At 71.9% G+C, this 14,194-nt stretch carries 8 protein-coding genes and 1 pseudogene; 6 read left to right on the top strand and 3 right to left on the bottom strand.

Features of this window, described 5'->3' with window-relative positions; all coding sequences use genetic code 11:
- Window positions 1-70: 70 nt before the first annotated feature.
- Window positions 71-1,228 carry an NAD(P)-binding domain-containing protein gene (locus ACIRJT_RS19120; RefSeq protein WP_403910655.1) on the top strand — a complete coding sequence of 386 codons (1,158 nt, stop codon included), beginning with the start codon at window positions 71-73 and terminating at the stop codon, window positions 1,226-1,228.
- Between the two features lie 22 nt (window positions 1,229-1,250).
- On the opposite strand, the gene mltG is transcribed toward ACIRJT_RS19120, so the two are convergent.
- The 3 genes and pseudogenes from mltG to ACIRJT_RS19105 form a co-directional block, all read right to left on the bottom strand.
- Entirely contained in the window at window positions 1,251-2,111 is an 861-nt protein-coding gene (mltG, locus tag ACIRJT_RS19115) for an endolytic transglycosylase MltG (RefSeq protein WP_403910653.1), read from the bottom strand.
- A gap of 429 nt (window positions 2,112-2,540) precedes the next feature.
- Window positions 2,541-3,154 (bottom strand): annotated as a pseudogene (locus ACIRJT_RS19110) (hypothetical protein).
- A gap of 99 nt (window positions 3,155-3,253) precedes the next feature.
- Window positions 3,254-5,071: an ABC transporter ATP-binding protein gene (locus ACIRJT_RS19105; protein WP_403910651.1), complete on the bottom strand. Its 1,818-nt coding sequence runs from the start codon at window positions 5,069-5,071 to the stop codon at window positions 3,254-3,256.
- Window positions 5,072-5,185: 114 nt separating this feature from the next.
- Here ACIRJT_RS19105 and ACIRJT_RS19100 point away from each other — a divergent pair, with 114 nt between their 5' ends.
- The 5 genes from ACIRJT_RS19100 to ACIRJT_RS19080 all read left to right on the top strand — a co-directional run bounded on the left by ACIRJT_RS19100 (window position 5,186) and on the right by ACIRJT_RS19080 (window position 14,194).
- Window positions 5,186-5,674, top strand: a complete 489-nt coding sequence (locus ACIRJT_RS19100; protein ID WP_403910649.1) for a MarR family winged helix-turn-helix transcriptional regulator — start codon at window positions 5,186-5,188, stop codon at window positions 5,672-5,674.
- 33 nt (window positions 5,675-5,707) lie between these two features.
- Complete coding sequence (locus tag ACIRJT_RS19095) at window positions 5,708-8,653, top strand: FAD-binding and (Fe-S)-binding domain-containing protein (protein WP_403911109.1); 2,946 nt, start codon at window positions 5,708-5,710, stop codon at window positions 8,651-8,653.
- A 262-nt stretch (window positions 8,654-8,915) separates the two neighbouring features.
- On the top strand, window positions 8,916-10,400 hold the full coding sequence (locus tag ACIRJT_RS19090) for a Gfo/Idh/MocA family protein (protein WP_403910648.1): 1,485 nt from the start codon (window positions 8,916-8,918) through the stop codon (window positions 10,398-10,400).
- Between the two features lie 159 nt (window positions 10,401-10,559).
- Complete coding sequence (locus ACIRJT_RS19085; RefSeq protein ID WP_403910646.1) at window positions 10,560-12,416, top strand: ABC transporter transmembrane domain-containing protein; 1,857 nt, start codon at window positions 10,560-10,562, stop codon at window positions 12,414-12,416.
- Window positions 12,413-14,194, top strand: coding sequence for an ABC transporter ATP-binding protein (locus ACIRJT_RS19080; protein ID WP_403910645.1), 1,782 nt, complete (start codon window positions 12,413-12,415; stop codon window positions 14,192-14,194). Before ACIRJT_RS19085 ends, ACIRJT_RS19080 begins: the two co-directional genes overlap by 4 nt.

Here is a 14,194-nt window from a genome sequence, read left to right as displayed (position 1 = left end):
TGCTGCTCGTCGGGGGCCCGGGAAGATCCCGGGCCCCCGACGAGTTAGTAGAAGCGTGAACATTCCTGGGGTGCGTGAGCTGGACGTGGTCGTGATCGGCGCGGGTCAGGCGGGGCTGTCCGCCGCCCATCACCTGCGCCGCGCCGGACTGGAGCCGGACACCGGCTTCGTCGTGCTGGACCACGCGCCCCGGCCCGGCGGCGCGTGGCAGTTCCGCTGGCCCTCGCTGACGTACGGCAAGGTCCACGGGATGCACGCGCTGCCGGGCATGGAGCTGACCGGAGCCGACCCCGACCGACCCTCGTCGGAGGTGATCGGCGCGTATTTCGCCGCGTACGAGGAGCGCTTCGGCCTGCGGGTCCACCGTCCGGTGGAGGTGAGCACCGTACGGGAGGGGAGCGGCGGGCGGCTGCTGGTGGAGACGTCCGAGGGGACGTACGCCCCGCGGGCCCTGATCAACGCGACCGGCACCTGGGACCGGCCGTTCTGGCCGCGCTACCCGGGCCAGGAGACGTTCCGGGGGCGGCAGTTGCACACCGCGAACTACCCGGGGCCCGAGGAGTTCGCGGGGCAGCGCGTCATCGTCGTCGGGGGCGGGGCCTCCGGTACGCAGCATCTGATGGAGATCGCCGAGCACGCGGCCGATACCTTCTGGGTGACCCGGAGCGAACCGGTCTTCCGCGAGGGACCGTTCACCGAGGAGTGGGGGCGGGCGGCCGTGGCGATGGTGGAGGAGCGGGTACGCAAGGGACTGCCGCCGCGGAGCGTGGTCAGTGTGACCGGGCTGCCGATGACCGATGCGGTGCGGCGGGCCCGGGAACAGGGGGTGCTGGACCGGCTGCCGATGTTCGACCGGATCACCCCGAGCGGTGTGGCCTGGGACGACGGCCGGGTCGTCGAGGCCGATGTGATCCTGTGGGCCACCGGGTTCCGGCCCGCCGTGGAACATCTGGCACCGCTGAAGCTGCGCGAGCCGGGCGGCGGCATCCGGGCCGAGGACACGCGTGCCGTACGCGACGGGCGCGTCCATCTCGTCGGGTACGGTCCGTCCGCCAGCACCATCGGCGCGAACCGCGCGGGCCGCTCGGCGGTCCGGTCGGTCATGCGGCTGTTGAAGGAGACAGGCGAGGAGAGCGGCGGCGGCGAACGGGCGGCCCGGGAAGCCGGCGGCGGGCGGACGAGCCGGGACGCCGGGAACGCTGTCGGCGCCGGCGCCGAGGCGGCGTGAACCCCTCCGTCGGCGGAGCCGGTCAGCCCGTGGTGGCGGAAGCGCGGCTGCGGTTGAACTCCTGGACGTTCTTCTGCTGTTCGTCGTAGCTGTCGGTGAACCGTGTGTCGTCGGGGCCGACCGTGACGAAATACAGCCAGGGTCCGGGCGTGGGGCTGGCGGCCGCGCGCAGCGCCTCCTCCCCCGGGTTGCCGATGGGCGTCGGCGGCAGCCCCTTGGCCCGGTAGCTGTTGTACGGGCTGTCCAGCTGGGTGTCGGCGGTGGTCGTGTCCAGGGTGGAGCGCTTCAGGGCGTAGTTGATGGTGGAGTCCATCTGCAACGGCATGTCCTTGAGCAGCCGGTTGTAGACGACCCGGGCCACCTTGCCCATGTCGGACGCGGTGTCGGCCTCGGCCTGGACGATGCTGGCGATCGTGATCGTGTCGTAGACGGAGACGTTGTTGCGCTGGGCTCCCGCCGTGACGTGGTCCGCGCCGAAGTGCTTGCGGGCGGTGTCCGCCATGTAACGCAGCAGGCCGGCGGGCTCGGTCGCGGCGTCGAGCGGATAGGTGGCCGGGAAGAGGTATCCCTCGGGGTTGCCCTCGGCCTGGGCGGGCAGGGCCAGGTCCACCGTCGTCGCGGCCTTCCCCGTGCTGCCGGGCTTCAGGCCGAGCGCCTGGTCGACGGCCTCGTACACCTGCGAGGCGCGCCGGCCCTCGGGGATCATCAGCGTGCGCTGCGGGCGTTCCTTCTCGTGGCCTCCCTCGTCCGATCCGGTCAGGGACAGCGGGATCAGGACGGCGGCCGACGCGACGAGCAGGGCGCCGACGGCCAGGACGACCTTTCCGCGGCGGGTCGGGCGGAGTCTGTGACGGGGTCGGGCGTCCGGGGACTCGTTCACCATGCGGGCACGTTAACCCGGGGCACGAGCCGCGGCCGGTAGCTCGGCCACGACGTCGGCCCCGGCGACACGAACGCCGTACCGGGCGACCTGGATGGACCTGGGCACGACCCACGGAACACACGACGCACAGAACACACGAACAGGGGATCGGGTGTTCGCTGGAACGTGTGATCGTCAGGGGATTCGTTGCCGTTCACCCGTCCGGGGCGTGATGATTGCAGAGCGCAGTCAACGGGCTGCAGACCGCTACTGCGCAGTCCCACAGATGCACCACGTACAAGGAGAAAGACCAGATGAACTTCCTGACCAACCTGCTTGCCGGCGTCGTCCACTTCGTGGGTTGGCTCGTCTGACCATTGCTCCGCCCGGCGCCGTCGCTCCCCGTCCCACGGGAGCGGCGGCGCCGCCGTGTGCGCGGAGCCGGCCGGCTCAGCCGTTCGCCGCCACCGGCCCGGTGAAGGGCGGAAGCGCGGTGAAGCCGGGGTCGACCGTCACCGCCGCAGCGAGGATGTCGAGCGCCCGGCGGACCCGGGTGAGCGGGTGGTCCGGGAACTCCGCGTCCCACTGGGCGTGGTCCGCCGCGTGGAAGGGCAGCCCGCCCTGGACCTCGGGAGCATAGGGGTGCGGCCGGAAGTACCGGTCGGGACCGCGCTTGGCCATCACCACGGCTTCCCGCATGCCCGTCATGCCGCGCTCCGCCGCCTGGATCTTCACCACGGTGCTGCATCCGGCGCGCGGCACGGTGAAGCTGCCGATGAACGCCTGTCCGCTGGGCTGTCCCGGCAGCGGCAGTTTCAGTATCTGGCGCAGGGCGGGCAGCTCGCCCAGTCGCTTCACCGATGCCTCGATGAGTCCGCCGCCCGCTCGGGCGGTGAAGTGGGTCAGGCCATGGCGCAGGGCGGGGCCGTCGTCCAGTGCGGCCGGCACAGATCCGGCGGCAGGTCGAAGAAGTGCAGCGACAGCACATCACCGTGGTCGTCGAGCCAGGTGTCGGTGTCCACGGTTCGGTAGCCGGGGAGTTCCACCCCGAGGAGAGCTCTCATGCGCGGCGATCATGCCGTACGCGCGTCGTGACGGTGGCATCAGGGCTGTCAGATCACCCCTGACATCGGGGCCCGCGGTCCCGCGGTCCCGCACGGCAGTCAGGGGGCAGGAACCGGGGCCGGGTGGGAGTCGCGGCGGATCAGGGCGGCGTAGCGGCCGTCTCGGTCGAGCAGTTCCTCGTGCGTGCCGCGCTCGGCGGCCCGTCCGTCCTCCAGGACCACGATCTGGTCCGCGTCGCGGACGGTGGAGAGGCGGTGGGCGATGGTGAGCGTGGTCCGTCCGGCGGAGAGGGCGTCGATCGCCTCCTGCACGGCCTGCTCCGTACGGGTGTCGAGCGCGCTGGTCGCCTCGTCGAGAATCAGCACCGGTGGGTCGCGCAGGATGGTGCGGGCGATGGCGAGACGCTGCTTCTCACCGCCCGAGAAGCGGTAGCCACGCTCACCGACCAGGGTGTCGTAACCGTCGGGCAGGGAGGCGATGTGGTCGTGGATCTGCGCCGCGCGGGCCGCGGCCTCGATCTCCTCGTCGGTGGCGTCCGGCTTGGCGAAGCGCAGGTTGTCGGCGACCGAGGCGTGGAAGAGGTAGGTCTCCTGGGAGACGACGCCGACCGCTCGGGCGAGGGTGTCGAAGTCCAGATCGCGGACGTCTACCCCGTCGAGCGTGACCCGGCCGCCGGTGACGTCGTACAGCCGGGGCACGAGGTAGCTCAGGGTGGACTTGCCGGAACCGGTGGATCCGACGACCGCGAGGCTCCCGCCGGCGGGAACGGTCACGTCGATGCCGGTCAGCGTCGGGCCGTTCTTCTCGTCGTAGCTGAAGTCGACGTCCTCGAAGGCGATCTCGCCGCGGATCTTCTCCAGGCGGACCGGCTCCTCCGGTTCGGTGATGTCCACCGTGAGGTCGAGGTACTCGAAGATGCGCTGGAAGAGGGCGAGGGAGGTCTGCATCTGCACACCGGTGGAGAGGAGGCTGACCGCCGGGCGGAACAGCCCCTGCTGGAGCGTGACGAAGGCGACCAGCGTGCCGATGGAGACAGCGGCCGCTCCGGACGCGAAGGTGAGGCCTGCCGCCCAGTAGATGACGGCGGGCATGGCGGCCATCACGATGCCGATCGTGGACATCCGCCAGCGGCCGGCCATGTTGGAGCGCACTTCGAGGTCGACCAGGCGCTCGGACTCCTCGGCGAAACCCTGGGTGAGGGAGTCGGAGCGGCCCATCGTGCGGCCGAGGAGGATGCCGCTGACCGAGAGGGACTCGGTGACCGTGGCGGCCATCGCGGCCATCTGCTTCTGGCGCTGGGTGGTGATCCTCTTCCGCTCGCGGCCGACGCGGCGGCTGATCGCGACGAAGAGCGGCAGCAGGAGCAGCGAGACGACGGTGAGCCGCCAGTCGAGGGCGAGCATGGCGACGACGGTCGCGATGACGGCCGTGAGGTTGGAGACGAGCGAGGTCGCGGTGGAGGTGACCGTCGCCTGCATGCCGCCGATGTCGTTGGCGATGCGGGACTGGACCTCGCCCGTGCGGGTGCGGGTGAAGAAGGCGAGCGGCATCCGCTGGAGCTGGGTGTAGACGGCGGTGCGCAGGTCATGCATGACGCGCTGACCGACGGTGGTCGAGATCAGGGTCTGGAGCACGCCGAAGACGCTGGTCATCACGGCGGTGAGAATCATGCCGAGCGCCAGCAGGGTCAGCAGGCCCGTGCGCCCCTGCGGGATCGCGGTGTCCAGGATCTCGCGCAGCAGGAACGGGGAGGCGACCGATACCAGCGAGGACGCGCCGACCAGCAGGCCGACGACGGCCAGTCGGCCGCGGTAGGGGTGGAAGAGGCGGAGGATGCGGCGCACCTCGGCGGGCGGCCGGTCGGTGGCGGCGTGGTCATCGGGTGGGGGCGTCCACGTGGGCTCGTCGGGCTTCATGGGCTCCTTCGTCGGGCGTGAGGCGTGACCGGGCGGACCCGGCGCTCGCACATGGAGAGCTTAGCTCATTGTTACCTATACTCACAATGAACAAGGTCCTGATATTGTTCCCGTATGGACGCCCCAGATTCCCCCGGTCCGCTCGACCTCCCCGGCTCAACCGGCTCGACCGACACCGACGGCATACTCGCCGAGCAGCTGCTGCGGCTGACCCGCCGGCTGCACCGCATCCAGAGCCGCCAGCTGGAGCCGATCGACATCACTCCGGCCCAGTTCCGGCTGCTGCGGACGGTCGCGAGCTACGACGCGGCCCCCCGGATGGCGGACCTCGCCCGGCGCCTGGACGTCGTCCCGCGCGCCGTGACGACGCTGGTCGACGCGCTGGAGGCGAGCGGCCGGGTGCGTCGCGCCCCGGATCCCGACAGCCGCCGGGTGGTCCGTGTCGAGATCACGGACGAGGGGCGCGCCACGCTGCGGTCCCTGCGCAGCGCGCGCCGGGCCGCCGCGGAGGAGATCCTGGCTCCATTGACCGCCGATCAGCGCGAGGTCCTCGGCGGGCTGCTGTCCGCCCTGGTCGACGGCATGCCTGAACGCCACTGCTGACCACCGCGCCGAGCCGCCGAGGAGATGCCCGACATGCCGCTGCTGGAGCCCGACCCGGAAGCCCTGCGCCCCGGAACCGCGCGGGAACCCGCCCCCGACCGCGTCACCGACCGCAGCGCCGGCGGCACCCCGGAGCCGCTGCGCGGCGAGCTGAGCGCCCTGCTCGGCGCCGACAAGGTGCTCTGGAAGATCTCCGACCTCGTGCGGTACGCCTCCGACGCCAGCCCCTACCGCTTCCTCCCCCGGGTCGTGCTGGTCCCCGAGGACCTCGACGACGTCTCCGCGATCCTGTCGTACGCCCACGGCAAGGGCCGCAACGTGGTCTTCCGGGCCGCGGGCACGAGCCTCAACGGCCAGGCGCAGGGCGAGGACATCCTCGTCGACGTACGCCGCCACTGGACCGGCGTCGAGGTGCTGGACGACGGGGCGCGGGCCCGGATCGGGCCGGGGACGACGGTCATGCGGGCCAACATCGCCCTCGCCCGGCACGGCAGGCTGCTGGGCCCCGACCCGGCCAGCGCCATCGCCTGCACCGTCGGCGGGGTCGTCGCCAACAACGCATCGGGCATGACCGCGGGCATCACCCGCAACTCCTACCGGACGCTCGCCTCGCTCACCTTCGTCCTGCCGAGCGGCACCGTCGTCGACACCGCCGGCCCTGCCGCCGACGAGGAGCTGGCCCAGGCCGAGCCGGAGCTGTGCGCCGGGCTGACGGAGCTGAAGGCGGAGATCGAGGCGGACGAGGAGCTGACCGCCCGTATCCGCGCCAAGTACACGATCAAGAACACCAACGGCTACCGCCTGGACGCCTTCCTCGACGGGGCGACGCCGGTGGAGATCCTGCGGGGGCTGATGGTCGGCTCCGAGGGCACGTTCGGCTTCATCTCCGAGGTCGTCTTCGACACCCTGCCGCTCGACCGGCGGATCTCCAGCGCCCTGCTGTTCTTCCCCTCCCTCACCGCCGCCGCGGCCGCCGTGCCCCGGTTCAACGAGGCGGGGGCCATCGCCGTGGAGCTGATGGACGGCAACACCCTGCGCGCCTCCGTCAGCGTGCCGGGCGTTCCGGCGGACTGGGCCGCCCTGCCCCGCGAGTCGACCGCGCTGTTGGTGGAGTTCCGGGCTGCCGACGAGGCGGGCCAGGAGGCGTTCGAGCGGGCGGCGGACGCCGTCGTCGCCGACCTGGACCTGGTCGTCCCGGCCGTGTCGGTGACCAACGCCTTCACCCGGGACGCCGGGACGATCGCCGGGTACTGGAAGGCCCGCAAGGCGTTCGTCACGGCGGTCGGCGGGTCCAGGCCCTCGGGCACCACCCTGATCACGGAGGACTTCGCGGTGCCGCCCGCCCGGCTGGCGGATGCCTGCGAGGCGCTGCTGGAGCTCCAGTCGCGCCACGGCTTCGACGCCGCCGTGGCCGGTCACGCCGCGCACGGCAATCTGCACTTCCTGCTCGCGTTCGACGCGGCGAAGCCGGCCGACGTCGAGCGGTACGACGCCTTCATGCAGGAGTTCTGCGCGCTGGTGGTGGACCGTTTCGACGGGTCGCTCAAGGCGGAGCACGCCACCGGGCGCAATATCGCGCCCTTCCTGGAGCGGGAGTGGGGGCCGCGCGCCACCGAGCTGATGTGGCGGACGAAGCAGGTCATCGATCCCGCCGGGGTGCTCGCGCCGCGCATCGTCCTGGACCGGGATCCACGGGCCCATCTGCGGGGTCTGAAGACCATTCCGAAGGTGGAGGCGGTCGCCGACCCGTGCATCGAGTGCGGCTTCTGCGAACCGACCTGTCCCAGCGAGGATCTGACGACCACTCCGCGCCAGCGGATCGTGCTGCGCCGGGAGATGATGCGCCAGGTGGACGGTTCGCCGGTCGAGGCCGGTCTGCTGGACGCCTATGGGTACGACGCCGTGGACACCTGCGCCGGTGACTCCACCTGCAAGCTCGCCTGTCCGGTCGGCATCGACACCGGGGCGATGATGAAGGGCTTCCGGCACCGCAGGCACACGCCGCGCGAGGAGCGGATCGCCGCGCTGACCGCGAAGCACTTCCCGGTGGTGGAGGCTTCGGCGCGGCTGGCCGTGGCGGTGGCCGACGCGGTCGGCGACCGGGTGGGCGACGGTCCGCTCGGGGTCATGACGCGGCTCGCCCGCAAGGCCGTCCGCCCCGATCTCGTACCGGAGTGGCTGCCCCAGATCCCGGGGGCGGCGGCCAGGCGGCTGCCGCGTACGGACCGGGCCGGGGCGAGCGCCGTCTACTACCCGGCCTGCGTCAACCGCATCTTCGCCGGGCCGGACGGCCGCCCCGGCCTCTCCCTGGCCGAGGCGGTGGTGGCGGTGTCCGGGCGGGCCGGGAAGCCGGTGTGGATCCCGAAGGACGTCACGGGGACGTGCTGCGCGACGATCTGGCACTCCAAGGGGTACGACGCGGGCAACAGGATCATGGCGAACCGCATCGTGGAGGCCGCCTGGGGGTGGACCGCGGGCGGAAGGCTGCCGCTGGTCGTGGACGCCTCCTCGTGCACGCTCGGCATCGCCGAGGAGGTGGTGCCCTACCTCAGCGAGGACAACCGCGCGCTGCACCGTGAACTGACCGTCGTCGACTCGCTGGTGTGGGCGGCCGAGGAACTGCTGCCGGAGCTGACGGTGTTCCGCACCGCCGGGTCGGCCGTCGTGCATCCGACCTGTTCGATGGAACACCTCGGTGACGTGGGGCAGTTGCGCGCGCTGGCCGAGGCCTGCGCGGACGAGGTCGTGGTGCCGGACGACGCGGGATGCTGCGCGTTCGCGGGCGACCGGGGGATGCTGCACAAGGAGTTGACCGACTCGGCGACGGCCAAGGAGGCGGCCGAGGTCGGCCTCCGCGACTACGACGCCCATCTGTCGGCGAACAGGATGTGCGAGATCGGCATGGAACGGGCCACCGGAAAGCCCTACCGCTCGGTGCTGATCGAGCTGGAGCACGCGACCCGGCCGACCCTCCGCTGAGCATCCGAAGCCGGGCGCGAACGCCCCGTCCGACGTGCACATATGAGCGTTTCGAGGCCCCGATTGGTTGCACCAGTCGGGGCCTCGGCGTGCCGTGAAGAAAGTCCATGGTTTGAGGACAAGAGTCCAAATACTTCTCTTGCGCACCATCAGCCTCACCCTCCAGGGTCCTTACCGAGACCCGGTCCCCGCGCTCGCCATCCGTACGGGGACCGGACGCGCTCGCGCACCGTCTGAACCCCCAACCCCACCTGGAGGCTCGATGAACGACGACGCCCGGCCCGCACCGGAACCGCAGGACATGCCCCCGCACAGCGGCGCGGCCGACGAGGCGGCGCGGCAGGATCCCAGCCGCCGTTCGGTGCTGTGGACCACGGCGGGTGTGGCCGGCGCCGGACTCGGCCTCGGCGCGCTGGGCACCGGGACCGCGTCGGCGGCCGGGGCCACCGCCCCGGAAGCCCTCTCCGCCGCGGAAGCGGCCGCCGCCGCACCCGCCCGGCAGGGCCGCACCATGGCGGGCGTCCGCTTCGAGGGTCGCTCCACGATCCGGGTCGGCATCGTGGGCCTCGGCAACCGGGGCGGCAGCATGATCGACCTGTTCCTCGCCGTGCCGGGCGTCCAGGTGAAGGCGGTCTGCGACCCGGTCCGGGACAAGGCGGAGAGGGCCGCGGCCAAGGTGACGGCCGCCGGTCAGCCCGCGCCCACCGTCTACGCCAAGGGCGAGGACGACTACGAGAACCTCTGCAAGCGCGGGGACCTCGACTTCGTCTATGTGGCGACCCCGTGGGAGCTGCACTTCCCGATGGCGAAGGCGGCGATGCTGAACGGGAAGCACGTCGGCGTGGAGTGCCCGATCGCTATGCGGCTGGAAGAGCTCTGGCAGTTGGTGGATCTCTCCGAGCGCACCCGGCGGCACTGCATGCAGTTGGAGAACTGTTGTTACGGCAAGAACGAGATGCGGGTGCTGCGCATGGCGCACGCGGGTCTCTTCGGCGATCTCCTGCACGGGGCGGGCGCCTACAACCACGATCTGCGCGAGCTGATGTTCGACCCCGACTACTACGAGGGCCCCTGGCGCCGGCTGTGGCACACCCGGCTGCGCGGTGACCTCTACCCCAACCACGGGTTCGGGCCGGTCGCCAACTACATGGACGTCAACCGGGGCGACCGGGCGTCAAGCATCACGAGCATCGGCACGCCGGCCCTGTCGCTCGCCGAGTACCGCAAGGAGCACGTGCCGGCCGGCGATCCCAGTTGGAAGGAGTCGTACATCGGCGCCGACCGGACGATCAGCCTCGTACAGACGGCCAAGGGCCGGGTGATCCGGCTGGAGCACGATGTGTCGTCCCCGCACCCGTACTCCCGTATCAACAGCCTCGGCGGTACGCGGGGCGTGTTCGAGGACTATCCGGAGCGGATCTACCTGGAGCCCACGAACACCAACCACCAGTGGGACGACTTCAAGAAGTACGCCGAGTGGGACCACTGGCTCTGGAAGGAGCACGCGAACCCGCCGGGCGGGCACGGCGGCATGGACTACATGATGATCTTCCGGCTGATGCAGTGCATGCGGCTCGGTCTGGTCCCCGACTTCGACGTGTACGACGCGGCGACCTGGACGGCCCCCGTGCCGCTGAGCCATCTCTCCATCAGGGCCAAGGGCGCGCCGCTGCCGATCCCGGACTTCACCCGGGGCGAGTGGAAGAAGGCCCGGTCCGGCATGGACTCCGAGAAGCCCGCGGAGTGACGTGCGCGGGGTCCCGGGCCGCGTGGGCCCGGGACCCCGCGGGGCTGCGGAGTGGGCCGGAAAACCGGTTGCCCCGGACCGGGACGAACAGGGAACCTTGCACGTCACCCCGTTCTTCGAGGTCCATCCGGATCTCCGTTTCACAAGCCCTGGGACGTCATGCAGATTCGCGACCTTCCGTATTCGGATCCCGGCGACCCCGATGTCCGTTCAGGCCCTCGATTCCTCTACTGGCTCGGGCGCAACCAGCTCGCGGGCCAGCTGAAGGCCCTCTCCTGGGGGCTGCTGCACCAGTTGGCCATCGCCGGTCTCCCGGTCACCGTGGGTCTCGCCGTCCAGGCCGTCATCGACCGCTCCGGGGGGCGGCTCGCCCTGTCCGGCGGCCTCATCGTCGCCCTCGGCATCCTGATCGCCGTCGGCGACACCATGCTCCACCGGACCGCGGTGACCAACTGGATCACCGCCGCCGCCCGGGTCCAGCAACTGCTCGCCCGTAAGACCGCCGAGCTGGGCTCGGCGCTGACACGGCGGGTCGCGGCCGGTGAGGTCGTCGCCGTCTCGACCGGCGACGTGGAGAAGATCGGCTGGTTCGTCGAGGCGCTCTCCCGCTTCGCGGCCGCCGCCACCGCCCTCGTGGTGATCTGTGTGGGGCTGGCCTTCTACCTCCCGTCCCTCGGACTGATGGTGGCGCTCGCCATGCCGGTGCTCGCCCTGGCCGTGCTGCCCTTGCTGCCGCGCGCCACCCGGCGCGCCGACGAGCAGCGTGAGAAGGCCGGCAAGGCCACCGAGCTGGCCTCGGACACGGTCGCCGGACTCCGCGTGCTGCGCGGCATCGGCGGCGAGGAGCTGTTCCTCGGCCGCTACCGCCGCGCCTCCCAGGAGGTCCGCAGGGCGGCGGTGCGCTCGGCCCGGATGTGGGCGCTGATCTCGGCGGTGCAGGTGCTGCTGCCGGGGATCCTGCTGATCTCCCTGGTCTGGTACGGGGCGACGCTGGCCCGGGACGGCCGCATCGACGTCGGTCAGCTGGTCACCGTCTACAGCGCGGCCACCCTGATGCTGTTCCCGCTGCGGCACTTCGAGGAGATCGCGATGGCGTACTCCTTCTCGCGTCCGTCCGCCCAGCGCGCGGTGCGCGTGCTGTCGCTGCGCCGCAGTGCGCGGGAGGCCACCGTCGAGGGCGTGACGCCCTCCGGTGATCTGTACGACCCGGCGACCGGCCTGATGGCCCCCCGGGGGCAGTTCACCGCCGTCGTCTGCGGCGACCCGGACGAGGCGGGCCGGCTGGCCGAACGGCTCGGCGGGCACGCGGAGACCGGCGAGGAGGAGGACGCGGCGGAAGGCGCGGAGGCTTCGCCGGCGACTCCGTCGGTGCTGCTCGGCGCGGTCGCCCTGGACGAGATCCCGCTGGACACCGCACGGACCGCGGTGCTGGTCCAGGACAAGGACCCGGTGCTGCTGTCCGGCACGCTCCGGGAGCTGCTGGACATCCCGGCCTCGGGCCTGGTCACCGCCGAGGCGGCGTTGGAGGCGGCCCAGTGCGGTGACGTGCTGAGCGCCCTGGCACAGGCCTCGCCCGACAACGACGGGGACCCGATGCGGACCCGGATCACCGAGCGCGGCCGGTCCCTGTCCGGCGGTCAGCGCCAGCGCCTGGCGCTGGCCCGGTCGCTGGTCACCGACCCGGAGGCGCTGGTGCTGGACGAGCCGACCTCCGCGGTCGACTCGCACACCGAGGCCCGGGTCGCCGCCGGGATCGCGAAGCTGCGCCGGGGACGTACGACGGTGGCGTTCGCCTCGTCCCCGCTGCTGCTCGACGCCGCCGACCGGGTGGTGCTCGTCCACGAGGGCACGGTCGTCGCCGTGGGAACCCACCGCGACCTGCTGCGCGGCGAACCCCGCTACCGGGCGGTCGTCACCCGGGAGACCGACGACGAGGCGGCCGCCGCGAGCGCGCTGAACGGCGTCGGCGAAGTCCCCGCCATGAAGAGCACCGAGGAAATCGAGGAGAGGGCATGATCGGCGTCGCACCCCCGGCGTACGACCCCGCGGCCCCGGAGTCGGCGACGACGCTGCCCGTGGGCACGCCGACGACCGTGCGGAGTTACGTACGGAGTCTGCTGCACCGGCACCGCAGGGCGTTCGCCGTCCTGATCACGGTCAACGCGGTGGCGGTAATCGCCTCGATCACCGGACCGTATCTGCTGGGCGGGCTGGTGGAGGACCTGTCCGACGGAGTCACCGACCTGCATCTGGAGCGCACCGCCGCGATCTTCGCCCTCGCGCTGGTCGTCCAGACCGTGTTCACGCGCAGCATGCGCCTGCGCGGGGCGATGCTGGGCGAGGAGATGCTCGCCGACCTGCGCGAGGACTTCCTCGTACGGTCCGTCGGGCTGCCGCCCGGGGTCCTGGAGCGGGCCGGGACGGGCGATCTGCTGGCCCGGATCACCACGGACATCGACCGGCTGGCGAACGCGATGCGCGAGGCCGTGCCGCAGTTGGCGATCGGCGTCGTGTGGGCCGGTCTGCTGATCGGCGCGATGACGGTGACCGCTCCCCCGCTGGCGCTGGCCGTGCTGGTCGCGCTGCCGGTGCTGATCGTGGGCTGCCGTTGGTACTTCCGCCGTGCCCCCTCGGCGTACCGCTCGGAGGCCGCGGGTTACGCGGCCGTCGCCGGGATCCTCGCGGAGACCATCGACGCCGGGCGGACGGTGGAGGCGCACCGCCTCGGCGACCGCCGGGTGGCGCTGTCGGACCGGCGGATCACGGAGTGGACGGCCTGGGAGCGGTACACACTGTTCCTGCGTTCGGTGCTGTTCCCCGTCATCAACGCGACGTACGTGACGATCCTCGGCGCGGTGCTGCTGCTCGGCGGCTGGTTCGTGCTGGAGGGCTGGATCACGATCGGGCAGCTGACGACGGGCGCGCTGCTGGCCCAGATGATGGTCGACCCGATCGGTCTGATCCTGCGCTGGTACGACGAGCTCCAGGTGGCCCAGGTGTCGCTGGCCCGGCTGGTCGGCGTCCGGGAGATCGAGCCGGACGCGGGCGACGCCGGGATCGGTCCGGACGGCCGGGACGTACGGGCGGACGACGTCCGCTTCGGGTACCGCGAGGGCGTCGACGTCCTGCACAAGGTGTCGCTCGACGTGGCTCCGGGCACCCGGATCGCCCTGGTCGGCCCCTCCGGCGCGGGCAAGTCCACGCTGGGCCGGCTGCTGGCGGGGATCTACGCGCCGCGCACCGGTGAGGTGACGCTCGGCGGGGCGGAGCTGTCGCGGATGACGGCGGAGCGGGTCCGCGAGCATGTGGCCCTGGTCAACCAGGAGCACCACGTCTTCGTCGGCTCGCTCCGGGACAACCTCCTGCTGGCCCGCGACGGGGCGAAGGACGCGGAGCTGTGGGCGTCGCTGGCCGCGGTCGACGCGGACGGCTGGGCGAAGGCCCTGGAGGAGGGGCTGGACACCGAGGTCGGCTCGGGCGGGTTCGCGCTGACCCCGGCGCAGGCCCAGCAGATCGCGCTGGCCCGGCTCGTGCTGGCCGATCCGCACACGCTGGTGCTGGACGAGGCGACCTCGCTGCTGGATCCGCGGGCTGCCCGCCACCTGGAGCGTTCGCTGGCCCGGGTCCTGGAGGGCCGTACGGTGGTGGCGATCGCGCACCGGCTGCACACCGCGCACGACGCGGATGTGATCGCGGTCGTGGAGGACGGCCGGATCAGCGAGCTGGGCAGCCACGACGAGCTGGTGGCGGCGGACGGCGCGTACGCGTCCCTGTGGCGGTCCTGGCACGGGTGA

The sequence above is a fragment of the Streptomyces sp. NPDC102283 genome (genome assembly GCF_044766265.1).
GTDB lineage: Bacteria > Actinomycetota > Actinomycetes > Streptomycetales > Streptomycetaceae > Streptomyces.
Note: the sequence above shows the minus strand (reverse complement) of the source record. Positions and strands in the feature narration are given on the sequence as shown.